This window comes from Amycolatopsis sp. cmx-4-61 (assembly GCF_046548775.1).
Classification (GTDB): domain Bacteria; phylum Actinomycetota; class Actinomycetes; order Mycobacteriales; family Pseudonocardiaceae; genus Amycolatopsis.
Genome location: NZ_JAEBEI010000007.1, coordinates 225,416 through 245,241, shown reverse-complemented (window position 1 = coordinate 245,241; position 19,826 = coordinate 225,416). Strand labels below are relative to the sequence as shown.

Annotated in this window: 17 protein-coding genes; 12 read left to right on the top strand and 5 right to left on the bottom strand. The window is 72.7% G+C overall.

The window, feature by feature from the left end; genetic code table 11:
* The first annotated feature begins 62 nt into the window (after positions 1-62).
* From ACLJOU_RS22125 to ACLJOU_RS22115, 3 genes are all read left to right on the top strand, one after another.
* Positions 63-1,643: a PP2C family protein-serine/threonine phosphatase gene (locus tag ACLJOU_RS22125; protein ID WP_410569557.1), complete on the top strand. Its 1,581-nt coding sequence runs from the start codon at positions 63-65 to the stop codon at positions 1,641-1,643.
* A gap of 136 nt (positions 1,644-1,779) precedes the next feature.
* Positions 1,780-2,322 carry a type 1 glutamine amidotransferase domain-containing protein gene (locus ACLJOU_RS22120; RefSeq protein WP_410569556.1) on the top strand — a complete coding sequence of 181 codons (543 nt, stop codon included), beginning with the start codon at positions 1,780-1,782 and terminating at the stop codon, positions 2,320-2,322.
* A gap of 116 nt (positions 2,323-2,438) precedes the next feature.
* Positions 2,439-2,606, top strand: coding sequence for a hypothetical protein (locus ACLJOU_RS22115; RefSeq protein WP_410569555.1), 168 nt, complete (start codon positions 2,439-2,441; stop codon positions 2,604-2,606).
* A 52-nt stretch (positions 2,607-2,658) separates the two neighbouring features.
* Here the strand turns inward: ACLJOU_RS22115 and ACLJOU_RS22110 are convergent, their stop codons facing one another.
* Positions 2,659-3,069 carry a hypothetical protein gene (locus tag ACLJOU_RS22110; protein ID WP_410569554.1) on the bottom strand — a complete coding sequence of 137 codons (411 nt, stop codon included), beginning with the start codon at positions 3,067-3,069 and terminating at the stop codon, positions 2,659-2,661.
* Between the two features lie 329 nt (positions 3,070-3,398).
* Between ACLJOU_RS22110 and ACLJOU_RS22105 the strand changes: the two genes are divergently transcribed.
* Together ACLJOU_RS22105 and ACLJOU_RS22100 are read left to right on the top strand one after the other, a co-directional pair.
* Complete coding sequence (locus tag ACLJOU_RS22105; RefSeq protein ID WP_410569553.1) at positions 3,399-4,508, top strand: hypothetical protein; 1,110 nt, start codon at positions 3,399-3,401, stop codon at positions 4,506-4,508.
* A gap of 138 nt (positions 4,509-4,646) precedes the next feature.
* Positions 4,647-5,486: an SAM-dependent methyltransferase gene (locus ACLJOU_RS22100; protein WP_410569552.1), complete on the top strand. Its 840-nt coding sequence runs from the start codon at positions 4,647-4,649 to the stop codon at positions 5,484-5,486.
* Positions 5,487-5,553: 67 nt separating this feature from the next.
* Here ACLJOU_RS22100 and ACLJOU_RS22095 read toward each other — a convergent pair whose 3' ends face one another.
* A complete protein-coding gene (locus tag ACLJOU_RS22095) occupies positions 5,554-6,387 on the bottom strand; it encodes an aldo/keto reductase (protein ID WP_410569551.1) in 834 nt (277 codons plus the stop codon).
* 23 nt (positions 6,388-6,410) lie between these two features.
* Entirely contained in the window at positions 6,411-7,595 is a 1,185-nt protein-coding gene (locus tag ACLJOU_RS22090) for an MFS transporter (protein ID WP_410569550.1), read from the bottom strand.
* Positions 7,596-7,725: 130 nt separating this feature from the next.
* Between ACLJOU_RS22090 and ACLJOU_RS22085 the strand changes: the two genes are divergently transcribed.
* Together ACLJOU_RS22085 and ACLJOU_RS22080 are read left to right on the top strand one after the other, a co-directional pair.
* Positions 7,726-8,178, top strand: coding sequence for a MarR family winged helix-turn-helix transcriptional regulator (locus tag ACLJOU_RS22085; RefSeq protein ID WP_410569549.1), 453 nt, complete (start codon positions 7,726-7,728; stop codon positions 8,176-8,178).
* 31 nt (positions 8,179-8,209) lie between these two features.
* On the top strand, positions 8,210-8,872 hold the full coding sequence (locus ACLJOU_RS22080; protein ID WP_410569548.1) for a ThuA domain-containing protein: 663 nt from the start codon (positions 8,210-8,212) through the stop codon (positions 8,870-8,872).
* A gap of 9 nt (positions 8,873-8,881) precedes the next feature.
* Here ACLJOU_RS22080 and xylA read toward each other — a convergent pair whose 3' ends face one another.
* Positions 8,882-10,030: a xylose isomerase gene (gene xylA / locus ACLJOU_RS22075; protein ID WP_410569547.1), complete on the bottom strand. Its 1,149-nt coding sequence runs from the start codon at positions 10,028-10,030 to the stop codon at positions 8,882-8,884.
* A gap of 97 nt (positions 10,031-10,127) precedes the next feature.
* Here xylA and ACLJOU_RS22070 point away from each other — a divergent pair, with 97 nt between their 5' ends.
* Positions 10,128-11,291 (top strand): ROK family protein, encoded by a 1,164-nt coding sequence (locus tag ACLJOU_RS22070; protein ID WP_410569546.1) that lies wholly within the window; start codon positions 10,128-10,130, stop codon positions 11,289-11,291.
* A gap of 152 nt (positions 11,292-11,443) precedes the next feature.
* Here the strand turns inward: ACLJOU_RS22070 and ACLJOU_RS22065 are convergent, their stop codons facing one another.
* Entirely contained in the window at positions 11,444-14,677 is a 3,234-nt protein-coding gene (locus ACLJOU_RS22065) for a S8 family serine peptidase (RefSeq protein WP_410569545.1), read from the bottom strand.
* Positions 14,678-14,903: 226 nt separating this feature from the next.
* Here ACLJOU_RS22065 and ACLJOU_RS22060 point away from each other — a divergent pair, with 226 nt between their 5' ends.
* The 4 genes from ACLJOU_RS22060 to ACLJOU_RS22045 all read left to right on the top strand — a co-directional run bounded on the left by ACLJOU_RS22060 (position 14,904) and on the right by ACLJOU_RS22045 (position 19,752).
* Positions 14,904-15,524, top strand: a complete 621-nt coding sequence (locus ACLJOU_RS22060) for a TetR family transcriptional regulator (RefSeq protein WP_410569544.1) — start codon at positions 14,904-14,906, stop codon at positions 15,522-15,524.
* Between the two features lie 2 nt (positions 15,525-15,526).
* On the top strand, positions 15,527-16,435 hold the full coding sequence (locus ACLJOU_RS22055) for an ATP-binding cassette domain-containing protein (RefSeq protein WP_410569696.1): 909 nt from the start codon (positions 15,527-15,529) through the stop codon (positions 16,433-16,435).
* Positions 16,432-17,994, top strand: a complete 1,563-nt coding sequence (locus tag ACLJOU_RS22050; protein WP_410569543.1) for an ABC transporter permease — start codon at positions 16,432-16,434, stop codon at positions 17,992-17,994. Before ACLJOU_RS22055 ends, ACLJOU_RS22050 begins: the two co-directional genes overlap by 4 nt.
* A gap of 309 nt (positions 17,995-18,303) precedes the next feature.
* On the top strand, positions 18,304-19,752 hold the full coding sequence (locus tag ACLJOU_RS22045) for an amidohydrolase (RefSeq protein WP_410569542.1): 1,449 nt from the start codon (positions 18,304-18,306) through the stop codon (positions 19,750-19,752).
* Positions 19,753-19,826: the final 74 nt, after the last annotated feature.

Below are 19,826 nucleotides of genomic sequence, written 5' to 3'. Positions count from 1 at the left end.
AGCCAGCCCGCCCGCTCACGCGGCAGCCGTGCGACAGCAGTCCGGAGGCAGGAGGTCCGTGCATGGTGTCACGTCCGGCCCCGGCCTCGGCGGCCCTGCCGCCGATGACCGGTGACGGCGGGCCGCCGGGCATCGACCCCTTCACCAAGGCGGCCCTCGAAGACGTCCGCGACGCGGTGTTCCTGCAGGACAGCGCGGGTGTGGTCCGCTGGGCGAACCCCGCGGCGCGAGCCCTGGCCGGGGCCGCCGAACCGCAGCTGCAGACGGGCGGCCCCGCCCTGGCCGGGACCGCCGCCGAGCAGGTGGCCGGCCACGTCGAGCTGGCCGGGCACCGCCGTCCGGCCCGGATCCGGGCGCTGCCCGGCGGCTGGCACGCCTGGACCGTCTCCGCGGACGACGTCCCGCAGCGGCACGTGGGCGACTTCCTGGCCGAGGCCGGCCCCCGGCTGGCCGCCGCGCGCGGGCGGCACGGCACCGCGCGGGTGATCGCCGAACTGGCCGCGTCCGCGCTCGCGGAAACCGTCTTCGTGCTGCTGCCGACCACTCGCGGCCGGTGGGAGTGGTGGAGCTGTGAGCGCCCGGCCGCGCAGGGCCACGGCCGCATCCGGCGGGTGCCCGCCCAGGCCGCACCGGTGCTGGCGGCGACGTTCGGGGCCACCGGGCCGCCCCGGCACGTCCCCGTGCCCGCACCCGAGGTCGCCACGCTGCCGTCGGTCGTCGCCGACCGGTTCGAAGGGCACGCCGACGTCTCGGTCGTCTCGCTCGGGCCGAGCGCGAGCGCCGGGGTCACCGGTGCGCTGCTACTGGGCCGGCGCGGCGACGCCGAGTTCGGCGCCGAGCAGGCCCGTGCGGTGGCCGGGTTCGCGGTGGCGGCGGGGACCGCGCTGGCCAACGCCCAGCGCTACGCCCAGCAGGAAGAGGCGACCCGCGGCCTGGAGACGACGCTGCGCCCGGTCGACCCGCCGGAGCTCGACGGCGCCCGGTTCGAGACCTGGTACGAGCCCGCGGGCGGGGTCCTCACCGTCGGCGGCGACTTCTTCGACGTGCTGCCCCACGACGACGGCAGCGCGTTCCTGGTCCTCGGCGACGTCTGCGGCAAGGGCCCGGAGGCGGCGGCGCTGACCGGCCGGGTCCGGCACGCGCTGACCGCGCTCGCGATGGTCGAGCGCGACGGCCGCACGCTGCTGCGGCTGCTGAACGAGCTTCTCATCGCCGGCGACAGCAGCCGCTTCGCCACGCTCGTGCTCGGCACGGCCCGGCCGTCCGACGGCGGCGTCGGCCTGACGCTGGCCTCCGGCGGTCACCCCGCGCCGCTGATCGTCCGCCGGTCGGGCGTGGTCGAGGAGGTCACCGTGCCGGGCACGCTGGTCGGCATCTCGCCGCAGGCCCGGTTCGCCGAGGCGGAGGTGCGGCTCGGGCCCGGCGACGTCTGCCTGCTCTACACCGACGGCATCACCGAGGCCCGCAACCGCCACGACCAAACGGAACTCTTCGGAGACGACCGGTTGCGCGCGGTGCTCACGGCGGCGGCGGGGCAGCCCGCGCGTGAGATCGTCCGGCGGCTGCGCCAGGCGGTGCGCGACTGGCTCGGCAACTCCGCGCACGACGATATCGCCGTGCTCGCCGTCGAATGTGAAGCCTGAACCGTTTGCGGGGTCCGGGTGGCGACGCCCCCGGCCCGGGGCGGAGCCCGGATTACATTGTCCTTTGTGGACTTTGTTTGACGCCTGGACGAGGGGGTAATTACCCCGGTGCATTCATTTCCGACGGAGGAGCCCCATGGCGAACGCACTGCAAGGACGCCGGGTCGCGATCCTGGCCGCGGACGGCGTCGAACAGGTCGAACTGGAGAAGCCGCGCCAGGCCGTCCTCGACGAGGGCGCGACGGTCGAGCTGGTCTCGCTGGACACCGGTGAGATCCAGGCGATGAACGGTGACATCGACAAGGGTGACACGTTCGCGGTCGACCGGAAGGTCGCCGACGTCGAAATCGGCGACTTCGACGCGCTGCTGCTGCCCGGCGGCACGATGAACCCCGACAACCTGCGCTCGGACCCCGCCGCGGTCAAGTTCGTCGGCGATTTCGTGCGCGCCGGCAAGCCGGTCGGCGTGATCTGCCACGGTCCGTGGACGCTCGTGGAAGCGGATGTCGTGCGTGGCCGCACGTTGACGTCGTACCCGAGCATCCGGACGGACCTGCGTAACGCCGGCGCCACGGTCGTCGACGAAGAGGTAGTGGTGGACAACGGACTGGTTTCCAGCCGCAACCCGGACGACCTGCCGGCTTTCTGCCGGGCGGTCGTCCAGGAATTCGCCGCCTGAGTCAGCATCACCCGTTCGTGTCTGTTAAGTCGGGCTTAAATCTGTTGGCTTCCGGCACCGCGGCGGAGGACGCTGAAGGTGTGACGAGGACCGCCCGTGGAGAGGAGGTGGACGCGATGACTGTGCACGCAAGGCGCTACGGCCGCTGGTGCCGTGAGCACTTCGACGCGATCGCCGCCGAGGGCGTTCCCGCACCCCGTGGCGGCGACCCCGCCGGCCAGGCGCTGCCGGAACCCGAGCCGGAGCCCGTGCAACCGGTGGCCGGGCAGCAGGCCCAGCGCTGAGGACACGAAGAAGGCCTCCCCGCCCGGGGAGGCCTTCTTCGTGTCCGGGAAGTCAGCGGTAGCTGCGCCGGTACCAGACCCGGCGCGGGCCGGGCGCGCCGATGCGGGTGATGACGTCGGTCAGGATGGCGCCGATGACGAGCCAGAGGACGGCGGCGAGGCCGTCGTTGAGGAACGTCCGCAGCCCCTCGGAGTCCGGCGTGAAGAGGTTCCGCAGGCCGAGCGACACGCCCGCCGACCACTCCGAGATCAGGTGGGCGAAGCCGTTCGCCGAGTTCGCCCCGCCGAGCACCATGACGATGTGCAGGGCCAGGACCAGCGCGAACACCGCGCAGACGAGGTGGATGAGGGCGTTGATCGTGCGCACGGCCCGGATGCGCGGGTGGGTGCGCTCCACGATCTCTTCGGCGGGTGCGGGCTCGTACGGCGTGCCGTACGGCTCCGGGGGCGGGGGATACGGCATCGTCGGCGCCGTCCTTTCGACTGTCCGATGTGGACGTATCTGGGCGAACAGGAACAACGTGAGGAGTACCCGTCACTCGCCCGAGCGAACCGCACACGCCGCAAAGTTCCCCCGGCGCCGGTCGGCCGGCCGCCGGGCGGGGAGCGCGCCGAGGTGGTCGTGCCCGGCCGCTGCGCTGCCTCGGTCGCCGAGGACCCCGCGTGACCGCGATCCGCCGTTCGGGTGACGTGACCGGGTCTGCCACCCGGCCGGGCGCACGGCGCTGAGCCGGGCGGCGCAACCCGTGTCCGGGTGGGCAACCCCCGTGCCCCGCGGGGCGTCAGGTGATCATGACAACTCCCCGGCGCTGTGCGCTGCTGGTGTCCGTCCTCGCCCTCCTGGCCGCGTTCGCTTCGCCCGCGACCGCGTCGACCGCCGCTTCGACCGTGGTCCCGGCCGGGTTCCGGCCCGCGTCGACGAGCTGGACCGGCCCGGACACCGGGTACGTCCTCGGGTACCGGCCGTGCGCCGGGTCGTGGTGCCCGGTGCTGCTGGGCACCACCGACGCCGGACGCCACTGGCGGCGGCTGGGCGCGCCGCCGGTGTCGCTGCCGGACAACCACAACCACGTCGCCCTGCGGGTCTTCGGCGACGGCGTCGCCTACGTCAGCGACGGCGTCCACGTGCGCACCACCCGCGACGGCGGCACGACCTGGCAGCCGGTCGCCCTGGCCGGGGCGCAGGAGCCGTACTACCTCTCGAAGATCGCCGAGACCGGCGGCCGCGTCTTCGCCGTGCTGACGGCCTACGGCGACGGCCGCGGCTCGACGCGGCTCTACTCCGGCACCGCCGGCTCGCCCGCGCTGACGCCGGTGCCCGGGTTCGCGGCCGCCGGGGGACTCACCTACGGCGATCTGGCCGTCGGCGGCGGCCTGCAGGTCGCGCTCGGCGCGGACTACGGCACCGAGCAGTACTGGACCTCCCGCGACGGCGTCCGGTTCACCCCGGCCGATCCGCCGTGCCCGGCGGGTTCGGTCGCCTCGCTCGCCGGCGTCCGCGAAGGGCAGGTCGTGGCGTTGTGCAGCGGCAGTCCCGGCTCGCCGCAGCCCGGCTCGACCGAGCGGCGGCTGCGGCACGCGCCGCAGCTCGGCGCGCGGTTCGGCGGGGACGGCGCGGCGCCCTTCGCCGGCATCAACCAGGGCTTCGGCGCGGCCTCGCCGGCGTCCGCGACGATCGCGGCCGTGGGCGGCGGTGTCGGCTTCCTGCACCACACGGGCGACGGCGGCCGCACCTGGACGACGCTCGAGCTGTCCGAGCGCGGCCTGGCGCTGACCGATCTCGACTTCCCCGGCGGCGGCACCGGCGTCGTCGTCGACGGCCAGCCGGACGCCGACGGCGGCTCTGCTGTGTACCGGACCACGGACGGGGGAAGGACCTGGCGCGCCCTCCCGTTCGGGTAGTTCTCCCTGGCAGGCAAGGCCCTCGTGCCCGGTTCACTTGGTGCACCGCATGTCGTAATCTGAGCACTGTCCGTCGCCGGACACGGTGAGCGAGCCCGGGCAGGGGTCGTCACCACGCGCAGAGTGGGAGAACAGCCGATGACGCCTGGCGACCTGCGGTCCGGAACCGGGGGCGGTGCGGCCGCCCTCGATTTCAGCAAGGCGAGCCTGGCGCGGCTGTCCGACGCGCTCCTCGGCGGGCACGACCACTACGAGGTCGACCGCGAAGCGATGCGGCGGCTGCTGGCCATCGCGCCCGGCGCCCGCGCGATGGCGAAGGAACACCGCGACTGGCTCGTGCGCGCGGTGCGGTTCCTGGCCGGCAAGCGCGGCATCGACCAGTTCCTCGACCTGGGTTCCGGCATGCCGACGTCGGAGAACACCCACGAGGTGGCGCAGCGGTACAACCCGGACGCGCAGGTGGTGTACGTCGACAACGACCCGGTCGTGCAGGTGCACGGCCGGGCCCTGCTCGAAGAGAACTACCTGACCCACGTGACGGGCGCGGACCTGACGCGGCCGGCCGAAGTCCTGGCCGACGACGTCGTGCAGGACCACCTGGACCTTTCGCGGCCGGTGGCGCTGATCCTGACTTCGATCGTGCACCACATCGACGACTACGACCGCGCGAAAGGGATCGTCGCCCAGTACGTCGACGCGCTCGCGCCCGGGTCGTTCCTGCTGCTCACGCACAACTTCGACCCGGAAGAGGACTCCCCGCGCCAGGAGCTGGCGCGGCTGCTGGAAACCAGCTTCCAGGGCACCGGGCTCGGCAGCGTCCACCGCACGCGCGAGCAGATCGCCGGGTTCTTCGACGGCACCGAGCTGCTCCGCCCGGGGCTGGTCTACCTGCACGAATGGTGGCCGGACGGCCCGCGCCTGCACCCGCTGGGCGAGCTGAACTTCCTGACGCTGGGCGGCGTCGCGCGCAAGCCGTAGACCTGCCCAACCGCCCCGATGTGGCCTTCGGTGCGTCGGACGCACCGAAGGCCTCGGGGCGCTCGGGTCAGGCGGCGTTGAAGGTGTCCGGGTCCGGGCCGGTGCGCTCGCCGCGGTCCAGCGGCGTCAGCGACTCCATCTCCTCCTCCGTGAGGGTGAACCCGAACAGGTCGAAGTTCTCCTCGATCCGGGACGGCGTCACCGACTTCGGGATCACGACGTTGCCCAGCTGCAGGTGCCAGCGCAGCACGATCTGCGCGGGTGTGCGGCCGTGCTTCACCGCCAGCTCGGCCACGATCGGGTCGCCGAGCAGGCTGCCGCCCTTGGCCAGCGGGCTCCACGCCTCGGTCGCGATGCCGTTCTTGGCGTCGAACTCGCGCAGTTCGGGCTGCTGCAGGTACGGGTGCAGCTCGACCTGGTTGACCGCCGGGGCGATTTCGGCGTTGTCGAGCAGGCGCTCGAGGTGCGCGGGCTGGAAGTTGGAGACGCCGATCGCGCGGACCCGGCCGTCGGTGTAGAGCTTCTCGAACGCCTTCCAGGTGTCGAGGAACTTGTCGCGTGCCGGGGTCGGCCAGTGGATCAGGTAGAGGTCGAGCTGCTCCAGGCCGAGCTTGGCCATGCTCGAGTCGAACGCCTTGAGCGTCGAGTCGTAGCCCTGGGCCGAGTTCCACAGCTTCGTGGTCACGAACAGCTCGTCGCGAACGATGCCGGACTCGGCGATCGCCTGGCCGACCCCCTTTTCGTTGCCGTAGACGGCGGCGGTGTCGATGCTGCGGTAGCCCGCTTCGAGGGCGGCCTTCACGGCGGTGGCGGTCTCGTCGTCCGGGACCTGGAACACGCCGTAGCCGAGCTGCGGCATCCGGACGCCGTTGTTGAGTTCGATCACGGGCACGCTGGTCACGAGGGGTCCTTTCGGTGGGTGGTTCATCGGGCGAGTACCCGTTCCCCGGCTGCGAAACTTGCCGGGGCCGTGCGGTCGAGCAGGCCGGACAGGAGCGCCACGGCGAGGCCCGCCGCGGCGAGCCCGGCGCCGATCCAGTTGGGGGCGGTGTAGCCGAGCCCGGCGTCGATGGCCTGGCCGCCGAGCCACGCGCCGCCGGCGTTGCCGAGGTTGAACGCGGCGATGTTCGCCGCCGAGGCCAGCGCCGGGGCGCCTTCGGCCTTGGCCAGCACGCGGGCCTGCAGCGGCGGCACGGTGGCGAACCCGGCCGCGCCGAACAGCACGATGGTGACCGCGGCGGGCACCTTCGCGTGCGCGGTGAACACGAACGCCACCAGCACGAGCGCCAGCGCGGCGAGGATGACGTAGAGGCTCGGCATCAGCCTGCGGTCCGCGGCCCTGCCGCCGAGCAGGTTGCCGGCGAACAGCCCGGCGCCGAACAGCACGAGCAGCCAGGTGACGGCGCCGCTCGAGAAGCCGGCGACCTCGGTCATCATCGGGGCGATGTAGGTGAAGGACGCGAACACCCCGGCGAAGCCGAGCGCGGTCATGACCAGCGCGAGCCACACCTGCGGGCGGCGGAACACCGCGAGTTCGCCGCGCAGGCCGGCGCCCGGCTCCGGGGCCTGGTGCGGCACGAGCGCGAGGATGCCGATGGCCCCCGCGACGCCGAGGGCGCTGACCACCCAGAACGTCGAGCGCCAACCGAAGGCCTGGCCGAGCGCGGTGCCGGCGGGCACGCCGAGCACGTTCGCCACGGTCAGCCCGGTGAACATCAGCGCGATGGCGCCGGCCTGCTTGGCCGGGGCGACCAGCGAGGCGGCGACGACCGAGCCGACGCCGAAGAACGCGCCGTGGCTCAGCGCCGCGACGACCCGGCCGGCCATCAGCAGGCCGTAGCTCGGCGCGAGCGCGGACAGCACGTTGCCCGCGATGAACAGGCCCATCAGCGCGACCAGCACGGTCTTGCGCGGCACCCGCGAGGCGAGCGCGGTGAGCAGGGGCGCCCCGACGACGACGCCGAGCGCGTAGCCGGAGATGAGCAGGCCTGCGGAGGGGATCGAGACGCCGAAGTCGGCCGCGACCTCGGGCAGCAGGCCCATGATCACGAACTCGGTGGTGCCGATCCCGAAAGCGCTGATCGCGAGGGCGAGCAGAGCGGCGGGCATGGACTTCCTTCTTCCCGGAGTAGACTGGCAGCGTGGACAACAACAAGCGTCCGAGATAGTTGCAAACGCCGGTTATTGCACAAGCTTGTGACTCGGCGGCCGCCGCACGCAAGCCGGGAAGGGGTGAACCGTGTCACTGGACGACGACGCCGTCGAAGCGCGCGCGCAGGGCTGGCGCACGCTCGCCGCGCTCCACGCGCGGATCGAAGACCGGCTGCAGCGCGCGCTGGAGCGCGACCACGAGCTGTCAGTGAGCGAGTACACGGTCCTGGACGTGCTGGCCCGCCAGGACGGCTTCCACCTGCGGATGAACCAGCTCGCGAACGCGGTGGTGCTCAGCCAGTCGGCGACGACCCGCCTGGTGGCGCGGCTGGAGAACCGCGGCCTGCTGGCCCGGTACCTCTGCGCGGACGACCGCCGGGGGATCTACACCGAGGTGACGCCGGCCGGGCAGGCGCTGCTGACGTCGGCGCGTCCGACGCACGACACGGCGCTGGCGCAGGCGCTGGAAGAGGCGGAGTCGGTGCCGGAGCTGGCCCCGCTGGTCGGGGTGCTGGGCCTCCGCGGGGCCGTCCCGCACTGATCGGCGGCTGCGCGAACGAGGAGGTGGCCCGGTGCGGGTGCTGGTGTTTTCCAAGACGGCCGGATTCCGGCACGAGTCGATCCCGGCGGGCGTCCGGGCGATCCGGGACCTGGGCGCGGAGCACGGCTTCGACGTCACGGCGACCGAGGACGCGGCGGTGTTGACGGCCGCATTGCCGGCCTCCTGCGCCGCGGTGGTGTTCCTGTCGACCAGCGGCGAGGTTCTGGACGCGGCGCAGCAGCCGGTGTTCGAGTCCTATGTGGAGGGTGGTGGCGGCTACGTCGGCGTCCACGGCGCCGCCGACACCGGGTACGACTGGCCGTGGTACGGACAGCTGGTGGGCGCCCGGTTCAAGACGCACCCGGCGGTCCAGCAGGCCCGGATCGTGACCGAAGACCGCGCGCACCCGGCGACCGCCCACCTGCCACCGGTGTGGACCCGGACCGACGAGTGGTACGACTACCGGGCCAGTCCGCGGGGACGGGTGCAGGTGCTGCAGTCGCTGGACGAGTCCAGCTACGCCGGTGGCGGGATGGGCGCGGACCACCCCATCACGTGGTGTCACCCGCAGGGCCGCGGCCGGGCGTTCCACACCGGGCTCGGCCACACGACCGAGTCGTACGCCGAGCCGGCTTTCCGCGCGCTGCTCCTGGGCGCGATCCGCTACGCCGCGGGAGGGCTTCCCGCGGCGTAGCGGGGCCGGTCAGCGGACGCCGAGCAGGTGCTCCAGGGCGAGCTGGTTCAGCCGGGTGAAGTGGTAGCCGCGCGCGGCCGCCGCGTCGAGGTCGAACTCGTCGTTCAGGACGTCGTCGAACGTCTCGCCCGGGGCCAGCGTCGGCGTCGAGAGGTCCGGGACACGGGAAGCCGCCAGCGCCTCGACGACCTCCGGGTCCGACTGGAACTTCGCCGACTTCTCCTTGAGGATCAGGTACGTCCGCATGTTCGCCGCCGCCGAGACCCAGACGTCCTCGGCGTCCTCGGTGCGCAGCGGCTTGTAGTCGAAGTGCCGCGGGCCCTCGTAGCCGCCGTTCTCCAGCAGGTCGACCAGGAAGAACGCGCTCTTGAGGTCGCCGTGGCCGAAGATCAGGTCCTGGTCGTACTTCGGGCCGTGCTGGCCGTTGAGGTCGATGTGGAACAGCTTGCCCTGCCACAGCGCCTGCGAGATGCCGTGCACGAAGTTCAGCCCGGCCATCTGCTCGTGCCCGACCTCCGGGTTGAGCCCGAACAGCTCCGGGCGCGCGAGCTGCGAGATGAAGCCCAGCGCGTGCCCGATCGTCGGCAGCAGGATGTCGCCGCGCGGCTCGTTCGGCTTCGGCTCGAGGGCGAAGCGCAGCGAGTAACCCTTCTCGACGACGTAGTCGGCGAGCAGGTCGAGGCCTTCCTTGTAGCGGTCCAGTGCCGCACGGACGTCCTTCGCGGCGTCGGATTCGGCGCCTTCGCGGCCGCCCCAGACGACGTAGGTCTCCGCGCCCAGCTCGGCGGCCAGGTCGATGTTGCGGCGCACCTTCCGCAGCGCGTACCGGCGGACGTCGCGGTCGTTGCTGGTCAGGCCGCCGTCCTTGAACACCGGGTGGGTGAACAGGTTCGTCGTCGCCATCGGGACCTTGAGGCCGGTCTCGGCGAGCGCCTTGCGGAACCGCTCGATCGCCTTCTCGCGGTCCGGCTCGGTGGCCAGGAGGTCGTCGTCGTGGAAGGTCACGCCGTAGGCGCCGAGCTCCGCGAGCCGGTGCACGCTCTCGACCGGGTCCAGCGGGGCCCGCGTCGCGACCCCGAACGGGTCGTTGGCGGGCCAGCCCACGGTCCAGAGGCCGAAGGTGAACTTGTCGGCCGGCTGGGGAGCGTAGTCGCTCATGACTGTCCCTTCATTTAGTTCACGTTGTAGACTAAATATGCGCCGCGGTGGTCCGGGCGTCAAGAGGGCCCGGTTACAGTCTTCGCGGGAGGACACGATGACGCAGGCCGTGCGGCACGAGGAGATGCGCGCCCGCAACCTCGAGGTCGTGCTGGGGGCGGTCGGCCGCGGCGGCCCGCTCACCCGGGCCGCGCTCGCCGAGGTCACCGGCCTGACCAAGTCGACCGTGAGCAAGCTCGTCGGCGACCTGGTGGACGCGGGCCTGCTCGCCGAGACCGGCCCCGCGCGGGCGGGCGAACGCGGCCGCCCAGGCGTGGCCGTCGTGCTCAGCGGGGCGCGCGTGGCGTCGCTCGGTCTGGAGATCAACGTCGACTACCTCGCCGCGCGCGTGCTCGACCTCACCGGCGAGGTCCGGGTCGCCGCCCGCCGCGAGCGCGACAACCGCGGCTCGCGGCCGAAGAAGGTCCTGGGGGAACTGCAGGAGCTGGCCGCCGAAGCGCTCGCCGAGGCCCACCGGCTGGGGCTCGAGGCCGCGGGCGCGGTGCTGGCGGTGTCCGGCCCGGTCGGCGACGGCGTGCTGTTCAGCGCCCCCAACCTCGGCTGGCAGGACGTCCGCCCGGCCGACCTGCTGCGGCTGCCGGTCCCGGTCGAGCTGGACAACGAAGCGAACCTCGCGGCGCTGGGCGAGCTCTGGTACGGCGACGGCGAACGCGATTTCCTCTACGTGTCCGGTGAAATCGGCATCGGTGCCGGCCTGGTTGTGAACGGCGCGCTGTATGCCGGCGCGACCGGCCTGGCCGGCGAGCTGGGGCACGTCGTCGTGGCCCCGGAAGGCGCGCCCTGCCGCTGCGGCGGCACCGGCTGCCTGGAAACCTACGCCGGGCAGGAAGCGTTGCTGGCGGCGGGAAACGCCGCTTCGGTACCGGCGCTGCTCGCGGCGCTCGAGCGCGGCGACGAGACGGCGCTGGCGGCGTGCACGGCGGCCGGGCGCGCCCTCGGGGTCGCCCTGACGTCGGCGGTGAACCTGCTGGACCTGGACCGCATCGTGCTGGGCGGGGTGTTCACGCAGCTGTACCCGTGGTTGTCCGGTCCGGTGTCGGAGGTGCTGGCCAAGCGCCTCGGCGGCCTGCGGGGAACGCCCCCGCACCTGACGGCGTCCCGCCTGGGCGGCGACGCGGCCACCCTCGGGGCGGCCGGCCGGGTCATCCACCGCGTCCTGGCCGACCCGGCCCCGTTCGTCACCCGGGCCCAGGAAGCCTGAAGCGCCCCAATGTGGCCTTGGTTGCGTTGAATCAGCACTGCGGCGCGAAGCGCCTCCGTTGAGGGTGGTGGCGGGGGCATGGATGGAGCACCCAAGGCGGCCTTCGGTGCGTCTGACGCACCGAAGGCCGCCTTGGGGCGCTTGGGCCGGGGCTAGCTCACCGCGGTGATCTGCACCAGCGACGAACCGACCGTGACACCGGTGTCGGTCTGCACGGTCAGCTGACCGCGCAGGGTCCGGCCCGCGGCCGGGGCGGCGGTGGCCGTCACCGTCGCCGGCACGGTCCACGAGCTGCCCGACGCGCGCAGGGCGTTGGCGTCGGTCACCGCGACCGAACCGAACGCCGGGTTGGTGAACACGTCGAGGTAGTCGTAGGCCGTGGTGCCACCGGGCACCGCGTACCCGTCGACCAGCGCGACCCACACACCGGGAGCCGGGTTGGGCACGGTCACCGACTCCTCGGAGTCACCGTCCGCGCTGCTGCCCGCCTGCACGCAGGAACCGGTCGTGCAGTTGTAGAGCACCAGGTCGAGGTCCGTGCCCACGACGGCGGGGTTGCCGATCGTGGCGGTCAGCGACGTCGAGCCCGGCGTCACCGCGATCTGGTACTGCTGCTGCGTGCCCTCCGTGATCGACGGCCGCTGCGTCTTCGCGCTGCCCAGCGTGGCGCCGGTCAGCTTGCCGGTGAACGCGCCGAGCGTGTTCTGCACGGTGTAGGACCGCGAGATCGGCGTGTTCAGCGTGGCCGAGGCGATGGTGTCCGGGTTCGGCGAGATCGCCGTGCCCAGCACCGAAGCCGACAGCTTGTACGGCGCTTCGTCCACATCGGACGTCCGCCGCGCTTCGACGACGATCTCCCACACGCCCGGCAGCGGGTTGGCGATGGTCCGGCTGGTCGGCGTGCCGCCGGCGCAGCCCGCACCGGCGTCGGGCAGGTAGCACGCGGTCGTCGCGGTGCTGGCCTCGGCCGGGACACCGGTCGGGTCGTACCGCAGGAACCGCACCTGGCCCTTGCCCGGGGCGCCGCCGCCGGCGTCGATGTCCACCTTCAGCGCGCTGGCGCCCTGCGGCACCCGCACGAAGTAGCTGGTCGCCTGGTTGCGGGCCGCCTTGCCGGAGTTGTCGACCTGGAAACCCTTGGCGGCCACGAACTCCTGCGGCGCGAAGACGGTGTTCAGCGTCTGCACGTCGATGCCGATGGTCAGCGGGTTGTCCAGGTAGAGCAGGGCCGAGTGGACCCCGGCGCTCTTCGGGTTCACCTTCACGTCGAACTTCACCGGCGTGTTCAGCGGCAGCACCACCGTCGAACCGGAGGAGTACGTGCCGTCGTTGCCGACCCACCGCACGAAGTACGGCACCGGGTGCGCCGAGCCCGTGGTGCGGGTGATCGTGTACGTCCGGGTGTAGGCCTTGCCGACCGTCACCCCCTCGCGGTCGTGGATGCCCACGCCCGTGTTCGGCTTGGCCAGCAGGCCCGACAGCGCGGTGTGCACCTCGACCGACGTCGAAACGGCGTCCGGCTTCGGGTTCAGCGAAAGCGCCACGAACGCGGCGGGGACGTTGAACAGGCCGGCACCCTGGGCGTACGCGCCGATGCCCGGCACGAACCGCGCGGTGGACTTGATCGCCGCGCGCAGCTGCGCCACCGGCGGCCGCTGCCCGTTGTGCGTCGCCTTGTAGGCGCTCACCAGCAGTGCCGCCGCGCCGGTCGCCTGCGGCGCCGCCATGGACGTGCCCTGCAGCATCGCGTAGCCGGCCGGCAGGGTGTACGTGCCGGCGACCGGGCTCGGCTGCTCCCACCGCGGGACGGTGGCGATGGCCGCGCCGGGCGCGATGATGTCCGGCTTGAAGCCGCCGTCCTCCCGCGGGCCGCGCGAGGAGAACGGGTGCAGCGACTCGGCGTTCCTGGTGACCGAGCCGTAGTTCGACAGCCAGGTCTCCTTGGTGATGTACGAGCCGACCGAGATCGCGTCCGTGGCCACCGACGGGTCGCCGACGGTGTTCGCCCCGGCGCCGCTGTTGCCCGCCGAGATGAAGATCTGGACGTTGTACTCGGCGATCGTGCGGTTGTAGAGCTCCGCACGGGCGTTGTTGCCGTCGTTGAGCGCCGGCAGGCCGCCGATCGAGATGTTGATGACGTCGGCGCCGTGGCTGGCCGCGTAGACGACCCCGTCGATCAGGCCGGAGGAGGTGCAGCCGGAGCTGGTGAGGCAGACCTTGACGGCCAGGACCTTCGCGCCCGGAGCCGCGCCGTCCATCTTGCCGCCGAACAGGTCGTTGCCCGCGGCGATGCCGGCGACGTGCGAGCCGTGCTCCGCACCGGCGATGCCGATACCGACGTAACCCGGCTTGTCGGTCTGGACCACGAAGGCCATCCGCTCGGCGATGTCGGTCGCCGGGTTGTCGGTGCCGAAGAAGCCGACGTCGTACTTCTTGTTGTAGTCGGTCATCGGCTTTTCGTCGGTGAAGTCACCGTTGCCGTTGAGGTCGACCCGGACCTCCTTGGTCGCGCTGTCGAGCAGCACGCCCCAGGAGTCGGCGCGGTCGCCGTCGCGGTTGACGTCACCGCCGGTCTCGCTGTCGGCGGCCCCCAGGTCGCCGGCGGTCTCGGTGAAGACGCCGAAGGTGTACGGGCCGCCGGTCGCCGGGGCCGTCCACGTCTTGCCGTTCACGGTGAAGGTGCCGGTGTAGGTCTGGGTGGACTGCTTGACCCAGGTGCCGTCGCCGGAGTTGGTGGCGTTGGCGTTGTACCAGTCGACGATCTTGCGTTCGCCGTGGCTGGTGGTGGCCAGCGCGGGGGAGTCGAGGTCGACGCCGGAGTCGAGCACCGCGACCGTGGTGTCCTTGCCGTCCCAGTTGGGCAGGACCTGGCCGAACTGCGCCGCGTAGGTGTCCCCGGTCGGCAGGTAGGGGTTCACGCGCGGGGTGTCCTTGCCCGGGGCCGGCTGCGGCAGCGGGGTGGTCGCACCGTCGGGCTTCGGGTCGTCGCGCACGATCAGCCCGTCGACGTCGACGGCGTTGACCGACTTGAGCTTGGCGGCCTTCTCGGCCTTCTCCGGCGGGATGCTCACCTTGACGTAGTCGAGCTTCGTGTCGGTGGACTGGACGACCCCGCCGAGGGCCTTGAGCTCGGCCACGGCGGCGCCGGTCTGGCCCTTTTCCGCGGCGATCAGCAGCGTGACGTCGGGCTTCCCGGCCTTTTCGGCCTCGGCGACGAGTGCGCGGTCGTGCTCGTCGAGGGTCTTGCCGTCGGCCGCGCCGTTGGTCGGCGGGGCCTGCTGGGCAGAGGCCACCGGGACGGCGACGCCGAGGACGGAGGCGCCGAGTGCGGTGGCGAGGACGGTGATCCCGGCCCGCCGTCTCCAGCGCGATCTGTGCTGTGTCACTGAAACGACCCTTCGTGAAGATATGCGTCCGAGCAGTACACAGGCCGGGATGTTCGGTAGCAATCAGACAGTTAGCCCATAGAACGCAATTGGTTGCGAGCCAAATGGAGTAATCGGTTGGTCCGTCACCCGAAGCGCCGCTTTCACGTGAAGCGACGCCTTGCTATACGCGCGAGTAGCGGACTACATTCACGTGTAGTCGACTACATGCACGTATAGGACGCTGATGAACTCCGAAGACCTCACCGCGCGGGCCCGGATCCGCGACGCCGCCATCCGCCTGTTCGCCGACCGCGGCATGGAAAAGACGTCGATCCTGGACATCGCCGAGGCCGCCGGCGTTTCCGGTGGCCTGATCCGGCACCACTTCGGCTCCAAGGACGGCCTGCGCGAGGCGTGCGACACCCGCGTCCACGACGAACTGCTGCGGTTCAAGCTGGAGGCGCTGGAGAAGGGTGGCGCGGACGCCGGTTTCCTGCCGACGTTCGACCCGCGCCAGCTGCTGCTGCGGCGGTACCTGGGCCGGGCCATGATCGACGGCTCCGCGGCGGCGGCCCGGCAGTTCGCCGAGGTCGTCGACGAAACCGAGGCGTACTTCCGGGCCGCGGACCTCGGCGGGGCCGATCCGCGCGCCGCCGCGGCCGCGCTCGTCGCGATGACCGGGGGCCTGTTCGTCTTCCACGCCCCGATGGCCGAGGTGCTGGGGGAGGCACCGGACACCCACGAAGCCACCCTGCGGATCATGGCGGCCGCCGCGCACGTGCTGACCCACCCGCCCGCCGACCCCGAGCTGCTCGGCAAGGTGGGCGAAACATTGTCCAAAGTGGACACCAAACGAAGGGCATGACGATGGCCGACGCGATCACCGCCGACGGTCTCACCAAGGCGTTCGGCCGGACCCGGGCCCTCGACGGGCTCGACCTGACCGTCCACACCGGCGAGGTGCACGGCTTCCTCGGGCCCAACGGCGCCGGCAAGACCACCACGATCCGCGTCCTGCTGGGGCTGATGCGGGCCGACGGCGGCCGCGCGACTCTGCTCGGCGGCGACCCCTGGACCGACGCCACCGAGCTGCACCGCCGGCTCGCGTACGTCCCCGGCGACGTCACGCTCTGGCCCAACCTGACCGGCGGCGAGGTCATCGACCTGCTCGGCCGGCTGCGCGGCGGGCTCGACACCGCTCGCCGCGCGGAGCTGATCGAGCGGTTCGACCTGGACCCGCGCAAGAAGGGCCGGACGTACTCGAAGGGCAACCGGCAGAAGGTCGCGCTCGTCGCCGCGCTGGCGTCCGATGTGGAGCTGCTGGTCCTCGACGAGCCGACGTCCGGGCTGGACCCGCTGATGGAGGAGGAGTTCCGGCAGGTCGTCGCCGAAGAGCGCGAACGCGGCGGCCGCACGGTGCTGCTGTCCTCCCACATCCTCTCCGAGGTCGAGGCCCTGTGCGACCGCGTCACGATCGTCCGGGCCGGGCGCACGGTCGAGTCCGGGACCCTCGACGAACTGCGGCACCTGGGCCGGATCACCATCGACGCCTCGCTCGCGCACGTCCCGGCGGATCTCGGGGCGCTGCCGGGCGTGCACGAGCTGAGCTCGTACGGCTCGCACGTCCACCTGTCGGTCGACCAGACCGCGCTGGACGACGTCATGCGGCACCTCGCCGGGGCGGGGCTGCGGAGCCTGGTGAGCCGTCCGCCGACGCTGGAAGAGCTGTTCCTGCGCCACTACCGCCACGACGAGCCGGCCGGAGCGGCGCGGTGACCGGGACCGGGGCGCTGCTGCGCCTGATCCTGCGCCGGGACCGGTTCCTGATGCCGGTCTGGATCCTCGGCCTCACGCTCGCGCCCGTCGGCTACCTGTCGTCGATCAGGGCGGCGTACCCGGATGCCGCGGCCCGGCAGCACTTCTTCGACCTCAACGCTTCGAGCGCCACCTTCGTCGTGCGCAACGGACCGCTCTACGGCTCGTCCACCGGGAACCTCCTGGCCTGGCAGTGCGGGTTCGTCCCCGTCGTCGTGGGGCTGATCGCGCTGCTCACCGTGGTGCGGCACACCCGGACCGAGGAGGAAGCGGGCCGCCGTGAGCTCACCGGGGCGACGGTCGTCGGCCGCCACGCCGGGCTGGTCGCGGCGGTGCTCGCCGCCTGCGGTGCGTGCTCGGTGTTCGGCCTGCTGGCGGCGGCCGGCGTCGCCGCCCAAGGCGTCCCGGTGGCGGGCGCGCTGGCGCTGGGGGCCGGATTCGCGTTGGCGGGCTGGGTGTTCGCCGGGGCCGGGGCGGTCGCCGCGCAGCTCACCTGGGGTGCGGGCGGCGCACGGGGGATCGGCATCGGGCTGCTCGCGCTGGCGTTCCTGCTGCGTGCGGCGGGGGACAGCAGCGGCTCGGCGAGCCGGCTCGCGTGGCTGTCTCCGATCGGCTGGGCGCACCGGCTGCGGCCGTTCGCCGGGGAACGGTGGTGGGTCCTCGGGCTTGGTGTCTTCGCCACGGGTCTCCTGGTTGCCGTGGGGGTGGCGCTCTCCGCTCGACGCGACCTGGGCGCGGCGCTGCTGCCGGCGCGGCTCGGACGGCCGGCGGCGAAGGCGTCGCTGCGCTCGCCGCTGGCGCTGGCCTGGCGGCTGCAGCGGGGTGCCCTGCTGGTCTGGACCGGCTGCCTCGCGCTCGTCGGGTTGCTGATGGGCGGCGTCGCGCAGAACGTCGCGGACGTGCTGCGCGACAACCGCAGCGTCGCCGAAGTGTTCTCCCGCGTGGGCGGCGGCGGTGCGGTGCTGGACGCGTACCTGGCGGGCACGATGACGTTGTTCGGCCTGGCCGCGGCGGGCTACGCGGTGCAGGCGACGCTGAAGCTGCGTGCGGAGGAGGCCGCGGGCCGGGCGGAACCGCTGCTGGCGACGGCGGTCGGCCGCGTCGGCTGGGCCATGGCCCACCTGACGTTCGCCTTCGGCGGCCCGGCGTTCGTGCTGGCGGTGACGGGCTGGGCGACGGGCGTGGGCTACGGGAGCGGTTTCGGCCTGGTGCCGGCGGCGCTGGCCCAGCTGCCGGCGGTGTGGGTCCTGACGGGCCTGGCTGTGCTGCTGGCCGGCTTCTTCCCGCGCTTCGCGGCGGCGGCCTGGGGACTGCTGGCGGCGTTCCTGGTGCTGTCGCTGGTGGGATCGGCGCTGCGGTGGAACGACGTGGTGCTGGGGATCTCGCCGTTCCAGCACCTGCCGCGGTTGCCGGGCGGAACGTTCTCGGCGGCCCCGGCCCTGTGGCTGGCGGCGATCGCGGTGACGGCCGCTGCGGCCGGGCTGTTCGCCTTGCGGCGCAGGGACATCCCGGTGGGCTGATACCCGCAACGGGACCACGGCGGGGGTTCAGGGGGTTTGCCCCCTGACGGGGGTCCGGGGGTGCGACCCCCGGGAAACGCCGCGAGGCGAGGCCGGTGCGCGCTCTTCGCGCACGGGCCTCGCCCCGAGGCTCGCGTGGCAACCGAGGGAGTCGAACCCTGCGCGGCTTGTGAAGGCGGCGCTCCTGACCGGCCCTGACCCTTCGGCGGGCGACGGCTGCCGTGTACTGCAACGGTAGGGGAGTGCCCGGGTATTCCTCATCTCAAGCCGTGCTTCACCCGGACGGGTCGGGCTGGCATGGTTGTCCGCATGGATGATCTCCTGCTGCGCCGCGTCCGGCCGGGGCTCGGTGGCGACCTCGCCGACGTCCGGGTGACCGACGGCCGGATCACGTCGATCACCGAGCCGGGGTCGACCGGGTTCGCCGCGCGGGTCGTCGACGGGCACGGCGGCACGCTGCTGCCGGGACTGGTCGACGCGCACGTCCACCTCGTGCAGTGGGCGACCTCGCGGCGGCGCATCCCGCTGGACGCGGCGCGCTCGGCGGGGGAGGCCATCGAGCTGCTGCTCGCGCACCTGCTGGCGACGCCGGCGCCGCAGACGGAACTCGTCGTGGGCGCCGGGTTCCGCGACGCGCTGTGGCCGGACCGGCCGCACAAGGACCTGCTGCAGCGGGCGCTGCCCGGGCGTGCGGTGGCGTTGTTCGGCGCGGACCTGCACACGCTCTGGCTGAGCCCGGCGGCGCTGAAGCTGATCGGCCGCGAGCACCCGACGGGCGTGCTGCTCGAGGGCGACTGCATGACCGCGACGGCCCAGCTCCCGACGGCGGCGATCGACGTCCAGGACCGCTGGGTCGCGGAAGCGGTTTCCGCGGCGGCCGCGCGCGGCGTGACGCAGCTCGTCGACTACGAGTACGCGGACACGGTGGCGGACTGGACCCGCCGCGGCGCCCCGGCGGCGCGGATCTCCTGCGTGATCGCCAAGCACCTGCTGGACCGGACCATCGAAGCCGGCCTCCGCACCGGCGACGTCCTCCCGGATTCGGGCGGGCTGCTGACGGTGGGGCCGTTCAAGCTCTTCGTGGACGGGTCGCTCAACACCCGCACGGCCTACTGCCACGACCCCTACCCCGGCGTGGATTCGCCGGGGTCGCTGGAACTTCCGCCGTCGGAACTGATCCCGTTGATGCAGCGGGCGTTCGACCACGGGCTGCTCCCGGCGGTGCACGCGATCGGCGACCGGGCGAACACGATCGCGCTGGACGCGTTCGAGGAGATCGGCTGTCCGGGCCGCATCGAGCACGCGCAGCTGCTGTCCCCGGCGGACATCCCGCGGTTCGCCGCGCTGGGCGTGATCGCGGCGGTCCAGCCGTCCCACCAGCCCGACGACCGCGACGTCGCGGACCGGCACTGGCACGGGCGCACCGAGCGGGCGTTCCCGTACCGGTCGCTGCTGGAGTCGGGCGCCCGCCTGGAGTTCGGCTCGGACGCCCCGGTGGCCCCGCTGGACCCGTGGGACGGAATAGCGTCGGCGATCTCCCGCACGGACGACGACCGCCCGCCGTGGCACCCGGAGCAGGCGATCCCGTTCACCGACGCACTGGCGTGTTCGTCGGGCGGCCGCCGCGGAGTGGCGGTGGGCGACGTGGCGGACCTGATGGTGACGGCGGCGGACCCGTCGGTGTTGTCCCCGGCCGACCTGCGCACCATCCCGGTAACGGCCACGATCGTCGACGGCCACGTGACCCACCAGATCTGATCCTCGGCCCCAAGCGCCCCAATGTGGCCTTCGGTGCGTCAGACGCACCCAAGGCGGCCTTCGGTGCGTCAGAC